The 19,266-nt window shown below is 39.4% G+C and carries 13 protein-coding genes and 6 tRNA genes; 18 read left to right on the top strand and 1 reads right to left on the bottom strand.

Annotated elements, in window-relative coordinates:
- Positions 1–181 precede the first annotated feature (181 nt).
- Positions 182–2,713: a DNA mismatch repair protein MutS gene (gene mutS, locus HC728_RS18360; protein WP_065624843.1), complete on the bottom strand. Its 2,532-nt coding sequence runs from the start codon at positions 2,711–2,713 to the stop codon at positions 182–184.
- A 140-nt stretch (positions 2,714–2,853) separates the two neighbouring features.
- On the opposite strand from mutS, the gene HC728_RS18355 reads away from it, so the two are divergent.
- The 18 genes from HC728_RS18355 to HC728_RS18270 all read left to right on the top strand — a co-directional run bounded on the left by HC728_RS18355 (position 2,854) and on the right by HC728_RS18270 (position 19,263).
- Positions 2,854–3,351: a CinA family protein gene (locus HC728_RS18355; RefSeq protein ID WP_017020212.1), complete on the top strand. Its 498-nt coding sequence runs from the start codon at positions 2,854–2,856 to the stop codon at positions 3,349–3,351.
- Positions 3,352–3,491: 140 nt separating this feature from the next.
- A complete protein-coding gene (gene recA, locus HC728_RS18350; RefSeq protein ID WP_005417772.1) occupies positions 3,492–4,538 on the top strand; it encodes a recombinase RecA in 1,047 nt (348 codons plus the stop codon).
- A 242-nt stretch (positions 4,539–4,780) separates the two neighbouring features.
- Positions 4,781–7,360: an alanine--tRNA ligase gene (gene alaS, locus HC728_RS18345; RefSeq protein ID WP_012534314.1), complete on the top strand. Its 2,580-nt coding sequence runs from the start codon at positions 4,781–4,783 to the stop codon at positions 7,358–7,360.
- A gap of 12 nt (positions 7,361–7,372) precedes the next feature.
- Entirely contained in the window at positions 7,373–8,542 is a 1,170-nt protein-coding gene (locus HC728_RS18340) for an aspartate kinase (protein ID WP_012533914.1), read from the top strand.
- An 81-nt stretch (positions 8,543–8,623) separates the two neighbouring features.
- A complete protein-coding gene (gene csrA, locus HC728_RS18335; RefSeq protein ID WP_005417777.1) occupies positions 8,624–8,821 on the top strand; it encodes a carbon storage regulator CsrA in 198 nt (65 codons plus the stop codon).
- Positions 8,822–9,036: 215 nt separating this feature from the next.
- Positions 9,037–9,128, top strand: a tRNA-Ser gene (locus tag HC728_RS18330).
- A 53-nt stretch (positions 9,129–9,181) separates the two neighbouring features.
- Positions 9,182–9,258, top strand: a tRNA-Arg gene (locus HC728_RS18325).
- 39 nt (positions 9,259–9,297) lie between these two features.
- Positions 9,298–9,389 (top strand) — tRNA-Ser (locus tag HC728_RS18320).
- Between the two features lie 50 nt (positions 9,390–9,439).
- Positions 9,440–9,516, top strand: a tRNA-Arg gene (locus tag HC728_RS18315).
- A 67-nt stretch (positions 9,517–9,583) separates the two neighbouring features.
- A tRNA-Arg gene (locus HC728_RS18310) sits at positions 9,584–9,660 on the top strand.
- Positions 9,661–9,724: 64 nt separating this feature from the next.
- A tRNA-Arg gene (locus HC728_RS18305) sits at positions 9,725–9,801 on the top strand.
- A gap of 487 nt (positions 9,802–10,288) precedes the next feature.
- Positions 10,289–10,540, top strand: a complete 252-nt coding sequence (locus tag HC728_RS18300) for an oxaloacetate decarboxylase subunit gamma (protein ID WP_005417778.1) — start codon at positions 10,289–10,291, stop codon at positions 10,538–10,540.
- Between the two features lie 36 nt (positions 10,541–10,576).
- The gene (gene oadA / locus HC728_RS18295; protein WP_012534125.1) at positions 10,577–12,364 is read left to right on the top strand and encodes a sodium-extruding oxaloacetate decarboxylase subunit alpha; all 1,788 of its coding nucleotides are present in this window, start codon (positions 10,577–10,579) and stop codon (positions 12,362–12,364) included.
- Between the two features lie 15 nt (positions 12,365–12,379).
- Positions 12,380–13,510 carry a sodium ion-translocating decarboxylase subunit beta gene (locus HC728_RS18290; RefSeq protein ID WP_005417780.1) on the top strand — a complete coding sequence of 377 codons (1,131 nt, stop codon included), beginning with the start codon at positions 12,380–12,382 and terminating at the stop codon, positions 13,508–13,510.
- Positions 13,511–13,606: 96 nt separating this feature from the next.
- Complete coding sequence (locus tag HC728_RS18285; RefSeq protein ID WP_012534270.1) at positions 13,607–14,038, top strand: YqaA family protein; 432 nt, start codon at positions 13,607–13,609, stop codon at positions 14,036–14,038.
- 9 nt (positions 14,039–14,047) lie between these two features.
- Positions 14,048–16,900, top strand: a complete 2,853-nt coding sequence (locus HC728_RS18280; protein ID WP_065622809.1) for a pitrilysin family protein — start codon at positions 14,048–14,050, stop codon at positions 16,898–16,900.
- A 131-nt stretch (positions 16,901–17,031) separates the two neighbouring features.
- Positions 17,032–18,597 (top strand): glutamate--cysteine ligase, encoded by a 1,566-nt coding sequence (gene gshA, locus HC728_RS18275; RefSeq protein ID WP_190395855.1) that lies wholly within the window; start codon positions 17,032–17,034, stop codon positions 18,595–18,597.
- Between the two features lie 66 nt (positions 18,598–18,663).
- The gene (locus tag HC728_RS18270; protein ID WP_190395854.1) at positions 18,664–19,263 is read left to right on the top strand and encodes a hypothetical protein; all 600 of its coding nucleotides are present in this window, start codon (positions 18,664–18,666) and stop codon (positions 19,261–19,263) included.
- The last annotated feature ends 3 nt before the right edge of the window (positions 19,264–19,266 follow it).

Here is a 19,266-nt window from a genome sequence, read left to right as displayed (position 1 = left end):
TGAAATTCTGCAGTTAATTGTAATTCACGAGAAAACTCAGACATAAAAAATCGGCCTTAAAATAAATTTAAGACCGATTATGAAGGCTGCAAAGGATCGTTCAAGTCCCTTAAACGATCGGCATTAGCACATAAAAGCAGGCTTATTTGGATAGAGTGTTTGTCCTTGAATTAGACTAAGTTTATAAAAGCGCTTTTAAACGATATAACTCTTCAAGTGCTTGGCGAGGAGTTAGATCGTCAGGGTTTACGTTAGCTAATGCCTCTTCTACTTCGCTAATTTCAGGAATAAGAGAGAGTTGATGTTCTTCTTTTACCGTGGTGCTTGTTGCAGGAACTGATACTTGTCCACTTTCTAAATGTTGTAATTTTTGTTTCGCTTTTTTAATTACACTTTTAGGTACGCCAGCTAAAGAAGCAACAGCAAGGCCATAAGATTTATTGGCAGCACCTTCTTGAACCGCGTGCATAAAGGCAATTTCATCTCCATGTTCAACAGCATCAAGATGTACGTTAGCTAAACCTGTAAATAGATTTGGCAGCTCTGTTAGTTCGAAGTAATGAGTTGCAAATAACGTCATGGCATTGATTTTTGTTGCTAACCATTCGGCACTTGCCCAAGCTAAAGATAAGCCATCATAAGTACTTGTACCTCGCCCAATTTCGTCCATTAAGACAAGGCTGTGTTTGGTCGCATTGTGAAGAATATTTGCAGTTTCTGTCATCTCAACCATGAAGGTTGAACGACCTGATGCCAAATCATCTGATGCACCAATACGAGTAAAAATACGGTCTAACGTTCCAATTTTTGCAGAGTCTGCAGGAACATAACAACCAACATGAGCCATTAATGCAATAAGTGCCGTTTGACGCATATAAGTGGATTTACCACCCATATTTGGACCGGTAATGATCAACATCTTACGATCTGGATTCAGCTTTATTGGGTTAGCGATGAATGGGTCACTCATTACTTGTTCAACAACTGGATGACGACCGCCTTCAATATTAATGCCGGTTTCTTTGGTTAGTAGTGGACGGCAGTAATTTAAGGTATCGGCTCGCTCTGCAAGATTACTTAATACATCAAGCTCTGAAATTGCATTCGCCATTGATTGCAATTGTTCTAGGTGAGGAAGCAGTTGATCAAACAATTCTTCCCATAATCTCTTTTCAATTGCGAGTGCTTTTGATTTTGAGTTAAGTACTTTATCTTCATGCTCTTTTAGCTCAGGAATAATATAACGCTCTGCATTTTTAAGTGTTTGGCGGCGTACATAGTGAGCTGGTGCTTTGTGGCTTTGACCTTTACTGATTTGAATATAAAAACCGTGTACGTTGTTATAACCTACCTTTAAGGTATCAATGTCATGGCGCTCACGTTCTTCTTGTTCTAGTTTCTCTAAGTATTGCGTAGCACCATTAGCCAGATCACGCCATTGATCTAACTCTTCGTTATAACCATCAGCTAAAACCCCACCATCACGAATAACAACCGGTGGATTTTCTTTTATTGCTCGTTCTAATAGCTCACAAATAGAGTCAATAGGTTGAGCTGATGCAGCAAGTGTTAATAGGTGATTTTGTTGAAATTCTTGAGTGGTTTGAGATAGTTCTGGCAATTGTTGTAATGCATTACGCAGACGAGCAAGATCTCGTGGTCTTGCTGAGCGTAAAGCAAGGCGAGCAAGAATACGTTCAACATCGCCAATGTTTTTAAGTTGAGGTGCTATGTCTGCAAATAGGCCACTCTCTTTTAACTCACCAATCGCATCAAGACGCTGGTTTAATACATCGTGGGTTCTTACTGGTTGATGTAGCCAGCGTTTAAGTAAGCGGCTGCCCATAGCCGTTGAAGTATGATCTAAGATCTCGGCTAAGGTATGGTTAAAACCACCTGCAAGGTTTTGAGTGATTTCTAGATTACGACGAGTCGCGGCATCTAAAATTACAGAGTCATCTTGATGATCCATAATAATAGAACGAATGTGCGGAAGGGTGGTTCTTTGCGTGTCTTTTACGTATTGAATCAAACAACCAGCAGCACAAAGACCAAACTCAGCTTTCTCTACACCAAAGCCAACTAAATCACGAGTACCAAATTGATTATTTAGCTGTTGTTTTGCAGTATCAAGTTCAAATTCCCATACTGGACGACGGCGATTGCCATTGCGTTTTTCAAGCAGATGAACAGGTTCAAAGTCTTCACTAAACAATAGTTCTGTCGGTGCAGTGCGTTGTAATTCAGCAAGCATTGCTTCTTCAGTATTTGGTTCAGATACCTTGAATCGGCCTGATGTGATATCTAGCGTAGCATAACCAAACTGCCCTTTATGATGATAAATAGCAGCGATAAGGTTATCAAATCTTTCTGGCAATAGAGCTTCATCTGTTACGGTGCCTGGAGTAACAATACGTACAACTTTACGTTCAACGGGACCTTTACTTGTCGCTGGATCCCCGATTTGCTCACAAATAGCAACGGATTCGCCTTGTTGAACCAATTTGGCTAAATAACCTTCAACCGCATGATAAGGAATACCTGCCATTGGTATTGGTTCACCAGCAGAAGAACCGCGTTTGGTTAAGGATATTTCAAGAAGCTGTGAAGCACGCTTGGCATCATCATAGAAAAGTTCATAGAAATCGCCCATACGATAGAACAGTAAGATATCAGGGTTTTCAGATTTTAAACGCAAATACTGTTGCATCATTGGGGTATGTTTTTCAGTTGATTTTGTTGCCACAACGAGACCTAATAAGTGAAGAATATATTTGCAGCTAAGAATACGTGAATCGAGACGGCAATCAAAGATAGAATAGAGAAATTTCGAACTAAGATAGGAAGAATCTAATGGATATGACGCAAAATATACAGTTAGCACAAAAAGTGGGTGAATTATTAGTAGACCAAGGCAAAATGATGTCATGTTCAGAATCATGCACTGGTGGTGGCGTTGCATTTTGTGCAACTGAAAACGCAGGAAGTTCAGCTTGGTTTGAACGTGGTTTTGTTACTTATAGTAATGAGGCAAAACAAGATTCATTAGGGGTAAAGCCAGATACCTTAATACGTTATGGAGCGGTTAGTGAAGAAGTCGTAAGAGAGATGGCAGACGGTGCATTATTAAACAGTAAGTCAGATATTACGGTATCAATTAGTGGTATTGCCGGTCCTGGTGGAGCAACGAAAGATAAACCGGTAGGTACGGTATGTTTTGGTTTTGCAGATAAAAGTGAGTGGACCAAAGAAACTACTGTGTATTTTACTGGTGATCGCCGTGAAGTTAGAATGAAAGCGATAGAATTTGCATTTCTTACAATCAAGAATCGCCTAGAAGAGCTTAATTAATTCAAATAGTTAGTTTATTGTGTCGTGATATTGCTCAGAAAAAATCAGAAAAAAAATAGTAAAGCTATAGACACTGTACAAATAGACAGTATACTACTGGTCATTAACTGATTTAGTGATCTAGAAATCTGGAGAATCAAATGGACGATAACAAGAAAAAAGCACTGGCCGCCGCATTAGGTCAAATTGAAAAACAATTTGGTAAAGGTTCAATCATGAAATTGGGCGACAACCGCACAATGGATGTTGAAACTGTGTCTACTGGTTCTTTATCTCTTGATATTGCTCTAGGCGCTGGTGGTTTACCAATGGGTCGTATCGTTGAGATTTTTGGCCCTGAGAGTTCGGGTAAAACAACACTGACTCTAGAATTGATTGCAGCTGCGCAACGTGAAGGTAAAACATGTGCCTTTATTGATGCTGAGCACGCTCTAGATCCTGTATACGCTAAAAAACTTGGCGTTAATATTGATGAATTATTAGTTTCTCAGCCTGATACGGGTGAGCAAGCTTTAGAAATCTGTGATGCGTTAGCACGTTCTGGCGCTGTTGATGTAATGGTAATTGACTCCGTTGCAGCACTAACACCAAAAGCTGAAATTGAAGGTGAAATGGGCGATAGCCACATGGGTCTTCAAGCTCGTATGCTTTCTCAAGCAATGCGTAAATTAACGGGTAACCTAAAGCAGTCAAACTGTATGGCAATCTTCATTAACCAAATTCGTATGAAGATTGGTGTAATGTTTGGTAACCCAGAAACAACAACTGGTGGTAATGCACTTAAGTTCTATGCATCAGTTCGCCTTGATATTCGCCGTACAGGCGCAGTAAAAGATGGTGATGAAGTTGTTGGTAACGAAACTCGTATTAAAGTGGTTAAAAACAAAATTGCAGCACCGTTTAAACAAGCTGAAACTCAAATCATGTACGGTCAAGGCTTTAACCGTGAAGGCGAATTAATTGACTTAGGTGTTAAACATAAGTTGGTTGATAAAGCGGGTGCATGGTACAGCTACAACGGTGATAAGATTGGTCAAGGTAAAGCAAACGCATCAAAATTCATGCGTGAGAATACTGAAGTAGCAGCAGAGCTAGATAAGAAATTACGTGAAATGCTACTGACTCCAGCAGAAGAAAAGCCAGAGACTGATGCCGCTCCAGAAATTGAAGAAAACGAAGAGTTTTAAGCTATAGTTTTCCAATAATATTTTTTAAAAGCCAAACCTTAGTGTTTGGCTTTTTTATATCTAGCTATTTGTATTCTTAAGACGTTTCTTTAAATCCTTCCTTATTCCTCATTTGATCGTTGTACTTATCTATATTTCACTCTCATTTGCGTATACAATGTGCGAAATTCTGTCTAAAAAACACTGCTTGTCCTAATGAGTACAAGAGTGAGTTAAACTACGATTCAATCAGGAATATCCACATGTATATGAGCACTGACGAGATCCGCCGTGCGTTCCTTGCTTTTTTTGAAAGCAAAGGACACCAAATTGTTGAGAGTTCTTCTCTAGTTCCAGCAAATGATCCAACTCTTCTGTTTACTAACGCCGGTATGAACCAATTTAAAGATTGTTTCTTAGGTTCAGAGAAGCGTAACTATACTCGTGCAACAACAGCTCAACGTTGTGTTCGCGCTGGTGGTAAGCACAACGATTTAGAAAATGTTGGTTTCACTGCTCGTCACCATACATTCTTTGAAATGTTAGGTAACTTCAGCTTTGGTGATTACTTTAAGCAAGATGCTATTAAATACGCATGGGAATTCTTAACAGAACGTCTAGAGCTACCTGCTGATCGTCTATTAGTTACTGTTTATGAAACTGATGACGAAGCATTTGAAATCTGGAATAAAGAAATGGGTATTCCAGCGGATCGCATCGTACGTATTGGCGATAATAAAGGCGCACCATATGCTTCAGATAACTTCTGGCAGATGGGGGACACAGGTCCTTGTGGTCCTTGTACAGAGATTTTTTACGATCACGGTGAGCACATTTGGGGTGGCCGTCCAGGTACGCCTGAAGAAGATGGTGACCGTTTTATCGAGATCTGGAATAACGTATTTATGCAGTTTAACCGTCATGCTGATGGCACGATGGAGCCTTTACCAAAACCTTCTGTTGATACTGGTATGGGTATTGAACGTATTGCGGCAATTATGCAAGGTGTTCACTCAAACTACGAAATCGATATTTTCCAAACACTAATTAAAGAAGCGGCAAAAGTAATTGGTTACGATGATTTATCAAACCAATCTTTACGTGTAGTAGCTGACCATATTCGTTCTTGTTCATACCTAATCGTTGACGGCGTTATGCCATCGAATGAAGGTCGTGGTTATGTGCTACGTCGTATTATTCGTCGTGCAGTACGTCATGGTAACAAGTTAGGCGCGAAAGGTTCTTACTTCTATAAACTGGTTGGCCCATTAGCTGAAATTATGGGTACAGCAGGTGAAGAACTGAAAAAACAACAAGCGCTTGTTGAAAAAGTACTTAAGATTGAAGAAGAAAACTTTGGTCGTACTCTTGAGCGTGGTATGGCACTTCTAAATGAAGCATTAGATAACCTTGAAGGTACTGTGCTTGATGGTGAAACTGTATTTAAACTGTATGACACATACGGATTCCCAGCTGACTTAACCAACGATGTGGCACGTGAGCGTGATTTAACTATCGATGAAGATGGTTTTGAAAAGGCGATGGAAGAGCAACGTCAACGTGCTCGTGAAGCTGGCCAATTCGGTACTGATTACAATGCGGTAATTAAAGTAGAATCTGAAACCGTATTCCATGGTTATGACTCTACAGAAGCAAAAGCATCAGTTATTGCATTATTCCGTGAAGGCGAAGAAGTTGATGCCTTATCAGCAGGCGATGAAGCGATTCTTATCTTAGATCAAACGCCTTTCTATGCTGAGTCAGGTGGTCAATGTGGTGATGCTGGTATTATCACAGTTGAAACGGGTAAGTTTGTTGTTACAGATACACATAAGATCGGTAATGCAATCGGTCACCATGGTAAATTGGTTGAAGGTGTTCTATCTAAAGCAGATCATGCGATGGCTCAAGTTGATGAGACTCGTCGTGCTGCAATTATCTTGAACCACTCAGCAACGCACTTATTACACGCAGCACTTCGTCAAGTACTAGGCGAGCACGTAACGCAAAAAGGGTCGTTAGTTAAAGCTGAAAACCTACGTTTTGACTTTTCACACCTTGAAGCGGTTAAAGCTGAAGAATTGCGTCAGGTTGAACGTATTGTTAACCAACAAATTCGTTTAAACCACACCATTGAAACCGACCTAATGGATATCGATGCGGCGAAAGAAAAAGGCGCAATGGCTCTATTTGGTGAAAAATACGATGATGAAGTTCGTGTTCTTTCTATGGGAGAGTTCTCAACTGAATTATGTGGTGGTATTCACGCATCAAGCACTGGTGATATTGGTCTATTTAAGATCACATCAGAAGGTGGTATTGCTGCAGGTATCCGTCGTATTGAAGCGGTTACAGGTGAGGCTGCACTAGATGCAATCGAAGCTCAACAAAAAGCGGCAGATAAAAAGCTGAACGAAGCAGCATCAAAAGCAAAACAACTTGAAAAAGAAATTCAACAACTTAAAGATAAATTAGCGTCTCAAGAGAGTGCTAGTCTTATCAATAAAGTACAAGAAATTGCAGGAACAAAAGTGCTTGTTGCTCAATTAGATGGTGCTGACAATAAAGCACTTCGTGGTATGGTTGATGAACTTAAGAACCAAATTGGTAGCGGTATTATCATGTTAGGTAATGTTAGCGAAGGTAAAGTTGGTTTAATTGCTGGTGTAACAAAAGATCTTATTGGCCAAGTTAAAGCGGGTGAATTAGTGAATATGGTTGCACAGCAAGTTGGTGGTAAAGGCGGCGGTCGTCCAGATATGGCTCAAGCTGGCGGTACTGATGCTGAAGCATTACCAAATGCACTTGCTTCTGTTGAAGCTTGGCTAACTGAGCGTCTGTAATAGGTCGTATCAGTGGCATTAATCGTACAAAAGTATGGTGGTACATCAGTTGGATCCGTTGAACGGATCCAATCTGTTTCCGAACGTATCATATCAACACTGCAACAAGGGCATGATGTCGTTGTTGCGGTTTCTGCCATGGCTGGAGAAACAAATCGACTACTGCATTTAGCAAATCAAATAAGTGAGGTACCTGAGCCTCGTGAATTGGATATGTTACTTTCAGCTGGTGAGCAAGTTTCTATTGCATTATTGGCAATGTCTTTAAATCAAAAGGGCATAAAAGCAATATCATTAACCGCCGACCAAGCAGGAATTCATACTAATAATTCATTCAATGATGCGACAATTAAGCATATTGAGACGAACCTTATCACTCAATGGGTTGATAAGGGGTATGTTGTTATTGTTGCGGGTTTCCAAGGTCGAGATGATCAAGGTAATATCACTACATTAGGTCGAGGTGGTTCTGATACCACAGCAGTAGCACTTGCCGCTGCACTAGATGCAGATGAGTGTCAGATTTTTACTGATGTTGATGGGGTATATACCTCAGATCCTCGTTTTGTATCTAATACGCGTCGTTTAGAAGAAGTCTCTTTTTCTGATATGCACGCATTAGCGAAATCTGGTGCCAAAGTTCTTCAAGAGCATTCGGTTGCTCATGCTTGGAATTCATCGGTGGCATTGAGAGTATTGTCCTCGTTTGAGGATGGCGAAGGGACGCTAATTTGTGAGAATCCAAAACAGCCTTTAGCTGTAACTGGATTAGCACTAAAACAAGATTTATCTTTGGTTGAATGTGAGAATATTTCAACCGAAGAGCAAGCAGAACTCTATAAACAGTATAGGGTGTTAAATGAAAGATGTGATTGTTTTCAAATTGTTGTACCTAAAGCGACTTTTTTACAATTGAAGCTGGCATTTAATACTAAAATACGCAATATTAGTAGCTTATCAATTCTGACGTTAGTCGGAGATAATGTTGAAGGGATGGCAGAGTCTGCTTGCAATCAACTATTGGCAAATGATATTGATGTTCATCAATATGATATTGAGCCAAAAAGTGTGTCGGTTATCGTAAATCAAGCTGATTTACACCGAGCGGCCGAAATTTTACATAAAACGTTTGTTATTACAGAGCAATCACAAGATAATGATCTTTTGGTCGCTGTTTCTTGAGCAAAGACGTTTATGAAAATAAGCGATAACGGACGATACATACATTTATTATAATACTGAGATAACTCAAGGAGCATTCGAATGCTAATTTTGACTCGCCGTGTAGGTGAAACTCTGATGATTGGTGACGAAGTAACAGTTACTGTACTAGGCGTTAAAGGCAACCAAGTACGTATTGGTGTAAATGCACCTAAAGAAGTATCTGTTCACCGTGAAGAGATTTATATGCGCATTCAAGCGGAAAAAGGTACACCTGCGGCTTCGCAAGGCAACTTTTAATTTCGTATGAATATAGGCTGGCATTGTCAGCCTTGTTTGTTTTTGTCTTTTACTTATTGATAAAAATGAACAAAATAAGAGACACAAGTTCGGTATAACGTTTTATTTTTATCCATTTTGGTCGTTTCATAGACGGTTAAACGAAAAAGCGTTATTTTTTACTAAGAAGTGATTGACATATTTTTGGTAAACCGTAATATGTGCCTCCTCAAGACGGTGAGGTGGCCGAGAGGCTGAAGGCGCTCCCCTGCTAAGGGAGTATACGGTTTATCCCGTATCGAGGGTTCGAATCCCTCCTTCACCGCCATTATTTGTTTATGTTGATATTTATTATCAGCAAAAACACAAAAGAATTATTGTGCGCTAGTAGCTCAGCTGGATAGAGTACCTGGCTACGAACCAGGCGGTCAGAGGTTCGAATCCTCTCTGGCGCACCATTAATTTAATTGATAGAATTTCTATCAGAAAAACAAGACGGTGAGGTGGCCGAGAGGCTGAAGGCGCTCCCCTGCTAAGGGAGTATACGGTTTATCCCGTATCGAGGGTTCGAATCCCTCCTTCACCGCCATTATTTATTGTTGTTGATATTAATCAGCAGCGATACAAAAGATTTAGTGTGCGCTAGTAGCTCAGCTGGATAGAGTACCTGGCTACGAACCAGGCGGTCAGAGGTTCGAATCCTCTCTGGCGCACCATTATTTCTTTTTGTAGTCATTTATTGGTGACAATAAAAGATTACAAAGACAATCAGAATTAAAGTGTGCGCTAGTAGCTCAGCTGGATAGAGTACCTGGCTACGAACCAGGCGGTCAGAGGTTCGAATCCTCTCTGGCGCACCATTATTTCTTTTTGTAGTCATTTGTTGGCGACAATAAAAGATTACAAAGACAATCAGAATTCTGTGCGCTAGTAGCTCAGCTGGATAGAGTACCTGGCTACGAACCAGGCGGTCAGAGGTTCGAATCCTCTCTGGCGCACCATTCTTTAAAAGAACCCGATCATTTGATCGGGTTTTTTTATGTCTGAAAGATAAGTAGTTAATCAAATTGGTTGTTTTTAAATCGATTGATTTATTCGTTATTGTTAGGTAACTTGATTGTAATCAGGTTATTTTAAAGAGAAAAGTGGCAGTGTATGGATATAACTCGCCATGATCTTCTTTTTTAAAAAGATTTCGTTGATTCATATTTGACAAATATATTCATGACGAGATAATTGATCCTTCTTTTTAGAATAAAAGAACCATTTTTGTATAATACCAATCCGGATAAGTAGTTGATCGGATAATTGCGTAGGAAAAATCGATTAGAGCAAGGCATAAATTGTAGTAACTAGTGGATCTAATTATAAAATTTATAACGTAGCTATAATCGATTTTAACAAGCAAGAATGATCAAATATTTATGTGGATTGGTATGAATATCATACTAAATTTTACATTGTCACTATCATCAAAAGGGAAGCAAGATGACAGACATTGGAAGTCTATTATGGGAAGCAGCTACGCTCATGCTTACAGGTATGTGCGTTGTGTTTGCGTTCCTAACCATCCTAGTTTATCTAGTTCAACTCATGTCAAAACTATTGCCTGTGGAGCTACCTCCAAAGCAAGCATTAGCTGTTCAAAAAGTTCAGAATCCCGATCAAACAACAGTGCAGCCTCAGATAATTGCTGCAATTTCTGCTGCGGTTAAATTACACCGCGAAAAGAATAAATAACTGTTTTAGGAAAATTATTACAAGGAGTTTGTAAGCATGTCTAAACCACTTTCTATCACTGATGTGGTACTTCGTGACGCCCATCAATCACTATTTGCAACACGTATGCGTGTTGAAGATATGTTACCGATTGCAGAACAGTTGGATAAAATTGGTTATTGGTCTCTAGAAACTTGGGGAGGCGCAACATTTGATTCTTGTATTCGTTATCTAGGAGAAGATCCGTGGGAGCGTTTACGACTATTAAAAAAAGCCATGCCAAATACACCAATGCAAATGCTTCTACGTGGTCAAAACTTATTAGGTTATCGTCACTATGCCGATGATGTGGTTGAGAAGTTTGTTGAACGAGCACATGCAAATGGAATGGATGTATTCCGTATTTTTGATGCAATGAACGATGTAAGAAACTTTCAAAAAGCGGTAAAAGCGACAATCGACGTGGGGGCTCATGCACAAGGTACGCTTTCATACACAACAAGCCCTGTTCATAATACTGATACTTGGGTCGATTTAGCCAAACGTCTAGAAGATTTAGGTTGTCACTCTCTATGTATAAAAGACATGTCAGGTTTGCTTAAGCCTTATGAAGCTGAAGAGTTAATCACTCGAATTAAGGCGTCTTGTGATGTCCCTCTAGCTCTGCATAGTCATGCAACAACTGGGCTTTCTACCGCAACAGCAATTAAAGCTGTAGAAGCTGGCATTGATATTCTTGATACGGCTATTTCTTCGATGAGTCAAACTTATGGGCATACACCAACAGAAACTGTTGTTGCTATGTTAGAAGAAACCGGACGTGATACTAATCTGAAATTAGATCAATTAGCACCTATTGCTAGTTATTTCCGAGAAGTTCGTAAGAAATATGCAAAATTTGAAGGTCAACTAAAAGGGGTTGATTCACGAATTCTTATTGCTCAAGTTCCGGGTGGCATGCTGACTAATATGGAAAGCCAACTTAAAGAGCAAGGTGCTGCTGATAAGATGGATGAAGTTTTAGCAGAGATCCCTAAAGTTCGTGAGGATCTTGGTTATATTCCACTTGTAACACCAACTTCTCAAATTGTGGGTACACAAGCGGTGATTAACGTTCTTACCGGAGAGCGTTATAAGAGCATAACAAAAGAAACAGCTGGTGTACTGAAAGGGGAATACGGTGCAGCCCCTGCAGAGGTTAATGCTGAGTTACAAGCTCGAGTTCTTGATGGTAAAGAAGCGGTAACTTGTCGTCCAGCAGATCTCCTGAAAGCTGAACTTCATACATTAACTGATGAGTTACTGGAAAAAGCGAAAGAAGAGAATATTGAACTTGCTGAGCAACAGGTTGATGATGTTTTAACTTATGCATTATTCCCTCAAGTTGGGTTGAAATTTCTTAAAAACCGTAATAACCCAGATGCATTTGAACCTGCTCCAGGTACTGAAAAAGAAGCAGAGAAGGAAGAGGTCAAAGTCTCTGCAGCTAAAGGAAGTGTTGAAGCCTATAGCGTAAAAGTGGACGGGCAAGTATATAACGTTGAAGTTGGCCCTCAAGGAGTTATCTCTTCTGTTGAACAAATTTCAGCGCAAGCTGCTCCAGTTCAATCACCTCAACTTTCTGCAATGGATGCTGAGTCTGTTGATGCACCATTGGCTGGTAATATCTTTAAGGTATTAGTGCAAGCAGGTGCAGAAGTTGTTGAAGGTGATGTATTACTTATTCTTGAAGCAATGAAAATGGAAACAGAAATCAAAGCTTCACGTAGTGGTACAGTGCAAGATATTTTAACTAAAGAAGGTGATGCAGTGACTGTTGGTACGCCATTACTTTCTTTAGCGTAGATGTAGGTATAAAACATGGATGGTTTATTAACATTATGGAATGAAACAGCCATTGCCAATTTTAAGTTTGAGCAACTTATTATGATGGCTGTTGGTTGTGGTCTACTCTTTTTAGCGATTAAAAAAGGGTTTGAGCCACTATTATTATTACCTATTGGTTTTGGTGCAATTTTAGCAAATATCCCTAATGCCGGATTTACAGACCCAGGTGGATTGCTTTATTACGTTTATTACGTAGGGATTGAAACAGGAATATTCCCGTTACTTATCTTTATGGGCGTAGGAGCGATGACTGATTTTGGAGCTCTAATTGCTAACCCTAAAACACTATGGCTAGGTGCTGCTGCTCAAGTAGGTATTTTTGCTACGTTGTTTGGTGCAATTTTACTTAACTATGTGCCGGGAATGGAGTTTACGTTAGCGGATGCTTCTTCTATTGCTATTATCGGTGGTGCTGATGGTCCTACGGCAATCTTTTTGTCGAGTCAGTTATCACCAGACCTATTAGGTGCGATAGCGGTTGCTGCATATAGTTACATGGCATTAGTTCCTATTATTCAGCCACCAATTATGAAAGCACTCACTACGCCAGAAGAGCGCCAAATTAAAATGGCTCAACTGCGTCATGTTGGTAAAGCAGAGAAGATATTATTCCCATTAGCCGTATTACTAATGACTATTTTATTTTTGCCATCGGCGACGCCACTTGTCGGTATGTTTTGTTTAGGCAATTTAATGAAAGAGTCTGGTGTGGTTGATCGTTTATCAAGTACAGCTCAAAATGAATTAATTAATATTGTTACGATCTTCTTAGGGTTAGGTGTTGGATCTAAGCTAAAAGCGGATACCTTCTTAAATGTAGAAACATTAGGTATTTTAGCTCTTGGTGCTGTTGCTTTTAGTATTGGTACAGCAGGTGGTGTCATTATGGCTAAGGTTCTTAATAAGTTCTCGAAAGAAGATATTAACCCATTAATTGGTGCGGCAGGCGTATCAGCCGTTCCAATGGCCGCTCGTGTGGTTAATAAAGTTGGCCTTGAGGCTAATCCTCAAAACTTCTTGTTAATGCATGCTATGGGGCCAAACGTAGCTGGTGTGCTTGGTTCTGCTGTTGCCGCAGGTATACTTCTTGCGCTAGTTGGTTAATTTTGAACAAAACTTAACAATAAAAGGGTGCTGATGCGCCCTTTTTTATTTTATGCTTGCTGTTATCTTAGTATTTATAATGGAATAAATTCAATCATGTTTGATTGGTTTAATGCAGATTCTGCATTATGGGTATTATTTAGCTCTGGCTTTTTAAGTGCCACTTTACTACCAGGGGCTTCTGAAGCGAGTCTAATCGCAACATTACAATTAAATAGCTTTTCTACATGGCTTGTTGTTTTTGTTGCAACTCTAGGAAATACATTAGGTGGAATAACAAACTATTGGCTTGGTTTATTACTTCCTGATAAAACTTCTTCGCAGAAACACGGTCATAAAGCCATTCAATGGATTAAAAAATATGGCTATTGGACATTATTATTTAGTTGGTTACCAATCATTGGCGATCCCCTTTGTTTAGCTGCTGGGTGGTTAAGGATGCGATTTTGGCCATGCATTGTTTTAATTGGGATTGGTAAAGCGGCGCGGTATGCCTTGCTATCGCTTGCAGTAAACGGGATTTTATAGGATATAAGAATGAAAAAAATATTAGGCCTTTCAATTGTTTTGGCGCTTGCTGGTTGCAGTAAATCTGAATTTGAAGCCCCGAAAACGACTGATTTACCAAAAGGGGTGACCCTTGTTGAGCAAGTTTTACCTAAAGAAGGTTCAACGGTTATTCCTTATCAAAAATATACGTTAGAGAACGGTTTGACTGTCATTCTTAGTCCAGACCACTCTGATCCGCTTGTTCATGTTGATGTGACTTATCATGTCGGTTCTGCTCGAGAAGAAATCGGTAAATCAGGTTTTGCCCACTTTTTTGAACATATGATGTTCCAAGGTTCAGAGAATGTGGGTGATCAACAACACTTTAAAATTATTACTGAAGCGGGTGGAACATTAAATGGTACAACCAACCGTGATCGCACCAATTATTTTGAAACCGTGCCTGCAAATCAACTTGAAAAGATGTTGTGGCTAGAATCTGATCGTATGGGTTTCTTGATTGATGCGGTATCTCAAAAGAAATTTGAAATTCAACGCAGTACAGTTAAAAACGAACGTGGACAAAATTACGATAATCGTCCATATGGCTTAATTTATGAAAAAATGGGCGAAGCATTATTCCCACAAGGTCATCCGTATTCATGGCAAACCATAGGTTATGTAGAGGACTTAGATCGTGTTGATGTTAATGATCTAAAAGCTTTTTTCTTGCGTTGGTATGGTCCTAATAATGCCGTCATTACCATTGGTGGTGATTTAGATAGCAAACAGACACTTGAATGGGTGAATAAATACTTTGGTTCGATCCCTCGAGGACCAGAGGTTGAGAATGCACCTAAACAACCCGTAACACTAAAAGAAAATCGCTACATCACATTAGAAGATCGTATCCAACAGCCGATGGTAATGATTGGTTGGCCAACAACATATCGTGGTGAAGAAACCGAAGCTAGCCTTGATATGCTGGCAACATTGCTAGGTGATGGAAAAACGAGTCTCTTATATCAAGAGTTAGTGAAAACTGGAAAAGTTGTTGATGCTGGTGCTTTCCACGATTGTGCTGAGTTATCTTGTACCATGTATGTGTACGCCATGACCGATTCTGGTAAAAATAACGATCTAGCTACTGCATATAAAGAAGTTATGGATGTGCTTGAAAAATTTGAGAAAGAGGGTGTATCCAAAGCAGATTTAGAAGAAGTTCAAGGCAGCGCTGAAGCTGGGGCTATCTTTGGCTTACAATCGGTTTCAGGAAAAGTATCTCAACTTGCTTCTAATGAAACTTTTTATGGCAACCCAAATCAGTTAGAAAAGCAATTAGCTGAATTAAAAGCGGTTACACCAGAGAAAGTCTCTCAAGCATTTGATACTTATATGGCTAACAAATATAAGGTTACGTTAAGTGTTGTACCTAAAGGAAAAACACAACTAGAAGTTCAAAAGCCAAATTTTGTTACACCAAAGCGAGAGCTTCCTGATTACCAAAAAATTGATGAGAATAGTTTAGATGTACGTAGAGCTGTTGATGATTTTGATCGCTCAATTATGCCTCAACCATCAAAAGGCGTAACCGCTAAAGCACCTGATATTTACCGTGCTAATTTAAGCAATGGTATTGAAGTTCTGGGAACAGAAGCGATTGAAACACCTACAATTCAATTACAAATAGCAATTCCAGCAGGTAATCGCTACGTACCTAAAGGGAAAGAAGGGTTAGCGTCGTTAACTGCTGCTATGATGGAAGAAGGCACCACAACATCTTCTTCTGAGGAGCTGCAAAAGAAACTTGATAAGCTAGGTAGCTCTGTATCGTTTAATTCGGGTAGCTACACAACGACGATTTCAGTTGCTTCATTAACAAAAAATATCGATCAGACATTGGCTATTGTAAATGAAATGCTATTTAAACCGGCATTTGAACAAGCTGATTTTGATCGTTTACAAAAACAAGCTGTTGAAGGGCTTGTATATGAACATCAAAGACCATCTTGGTTAGCATCACAAGCAACTCGTGAAATCTTGTTTAAAGGAACGATTTTTGATCGCTCGCCAGATGGTTCATTAGCATCAGTTCAAGCTCTGACATTAGAGGATGTTAAAGCGTTCTATAAGCAAACCTACACGCCGATTGGTACTCAAATTGTGTCAGTTGGTGATATTAATAAACCAGATTTGATAAACAAATTAGCATTTTTATCTGATTGGAAGGGAGTAACACCTGAAATTTTAGCACCGCAACGCTTACCAACGTTAAATGAGCAAAAAATTTATTTGGTCAATAAACCAAATGCACCTCAAAGCGTCGTTCGTTTTGTTCGACAAGGTATGCCGTTTGATGCAACAGGTGAACTGTATCAAACACAATTAGCTAATTTTAATTTAGGCGGGAACTTTAATAGCCGAATTAATCAGAACCTACGTGAAGATAAAGGCTACACTTATGGTGCTGGCGGCTACTTAATGGGTAATAAAGAGATCGGAATGTCGATTTTTTATGCGCAAGTAAGAGCCGATGTGACTGTTGAATCAATTAAAGAATTTATTTCTGAAATGAATAAATTCAAAAATGATGGAATGACAGTTGATGAACTGAATTTTATGCGTTTAGCCGTAGGGCAACAAGATGCATTAAAGTATGAAACTCCAAGCCAAAAAGCGCGCTTACTTGGTAAAATACTGACGTATTCATTGGATAATGATTTCATTGACGAACAAAATGAACTTATTGAGACGCTAGGTCGAGATAAGTTGAACGCATTAGCGGCTAAATGGTTCGATCCTGCACAGTATCAAATTGTTGTTGTTGGTGATGAAAAAGAACTATTACCTAAATTGAAATCACTAGGTATTCCTGTTGAAGTGATGACAGTGAAAAAGTAGTAACAATTAGAAAGGCGGCAATAAGTAGTATTTATTGCCGTTTTTTCGTATCCAACTATCGATAAAATTTGTTAGTATCCATGACATAAATCAACATAATAATGTTGTTACCTCAATAGCGAGATTGTATTTTGACCGAATTTATCAACCGATTACAGAAAGTCGCTTCCAATCCTAACGCCTTTAAAAAAACAGGCCGAGGAATTGAAAGAGAAACGCTTCGATTCACTCCAGGAGCGTCACTTTCAACTAAGCCACATCCAGAAGGCGTAGGTTCAGCATTAACACATAAATACATCACAACAGATTTTGCAGAATCATTATTAGAGTTTATTACTCCAGTATCAAATGATGTTGATACCGTATTAAAGCAACTAGAAGATGTACACCACTATACGGTTTCTCACATGGGGGACGAAAAACTATGGCCACTTTCAATGCCATGTTTTGTTACGCATGATGACGATATTACGTTAGCTCAATACGGTGAATCGAACGTAGGTAAACTGAAAACAACCTATCGTGAAGGCCTAAAGCGTCGTTACGGTAGTGTGATGCAAGTGATTTCTGGTGTACATTTTAATTTTTCATTTTCAACAGAGTTTTGGGATGAATTATTTGGTGAACAATCAGAAGACCAAAGAAAAGAATCGGTATCAGATGCTTACTTTGCATTAATTCGTAACTACTACCGTTTTGGTTGGTTAATTCCGTATTTCTTCGGTGCTTCACCTGCATTATGTAGTTCATTTATTCAAGGTCGTGAAACCTCTATGGACTTCGAGTCCTTAGGTAAGACTTATTACTTGCCTTATGCTACATCATTGCGTTTGAGTGATCTTGGTTATACCAATGATGCTCAAAGTAACCTAAAAATTAGCCTGAACAGTGTTAATGAATATGTTGATGGTTTAAATAAAGCCATTCGAACACCATCAGAAGAGTTCGCTAAAATAGGCTTGAAAGAAGGTGATAAACACATTCAGTTAAACTCGAATGTACTTCAAATTGAAAATGAGCTTTATGCTCCAATCCGTCCAAAACGAGTAGCAAAAAGTGGTGAAAGACCATCTGAAGCACTAGAAAGAGATGGTGTTGAATACATTGAGGTACGTTCTTTAGATGTAAACCCATATAGTCCAATTGGTGTTAATGAAGACCAAGTTCGTTTCTTAGATATGTTCTTAACATGGACCGTTTTAAGTGACTCTGCACCAATGAATGACAGTGAAATGGCATGTTGGAAGGACAACTGGAATAAGATCATTGAAAAAGGTCGTAAGCCAGGGTTAGAACTAAAAATTGGTTGCCAAGGTGAACGATTAACTCAAAAAGCATGGGCTGAAAGAGTATTTGAAGATTTGCTGGTTATCGCAAAAGAAATGGATCGCGTTAACGGTGATGACGCTTATCAACAGACTCATAAACGCCTAAGTGCAATGATTGATGATCCTGAGTTAACGATTTCAGGTCGTCTATTGGCTGAAACAAAAGCCGCTGGCGGTATCGGTGTAATTGGTTGTAAATTGGCGGTAGAGCATCGTGAAACACACTTAGCTCATCAATATCGTTTTTATACTAAGCAAGAGTTAGATGCTGAAGTTGAACGTTCAGTTCAGGCACAAAAAGAAATTGAAGCGAATGATAAGCTTTCTTTTTCTGAATATTTAGAAGAATACTTCAGTTATTTGAAGTGATACTTACGAAGAAATATCTAGCACTGTTATTCTATGGGTAGCAGTGCTTTTTTTTGAGAAAAATTGATGAAATATAAACTTCCACTTACCGCTATAGCATTATTAGGATTATCAGGGTGCGCGACAGCACCACCAACCAAACAGGATAATCTATGTGATATCTTCCGTGAAAAAAGCGGATGGTATGACGACGCTAAAGATATGACAGAAGAATATGGTACGCCGATAAATGTAGCTATGGCTATTGTGAAACAAGAAAGTAGCTTCAGAGCAACGGTGCGTCCACCTAGAACCAAACTACTTGGTTTTATACCATGGAGTCGTCCAAGTTCAGCTTATGGTTACGCACAAGCTCAGGACCCTGTATGGGGAGAATATGAAGATGAAACGGGTGGCGGTTCTCGTAGTAGCTTTGATGATGCAATCATGTTCATCGGTTGGTACACTGATGGTTCTCAAAAGCAGTTAGGGATCTCTAAGTGGGATCCATATAACCAATATTTGGCGTACCATGAAGGTCGCGGTGGTTTTAAACGCAAAAGCTACAAAAATAAACCACAATTGATTAAGATAGCTCGTAAGGTTGAATCTCAAGCCAAAACTTATGGTTGGCAACTCAAGCAATGTAAGGCTGAGCTAGAGAGACAAAGCCGTTGGTGGTGGTAAGCC

Source organism: Aliivibrio sp. S10_S31 (assembly GCF_014694495.1).
In the GTDB taxonomy this organism is placed as follows: Bacteria; Pseudomonadota; Gammaproteobacteria; order Enterobacterales; family Vibrionaceae; genus Aliivibrio; species Aliivibrio fischeri.
Note: the sequence above shows the minus strand (reverse complement) of the source record. Positions and strands in the feature narration are given on the sequence as shown.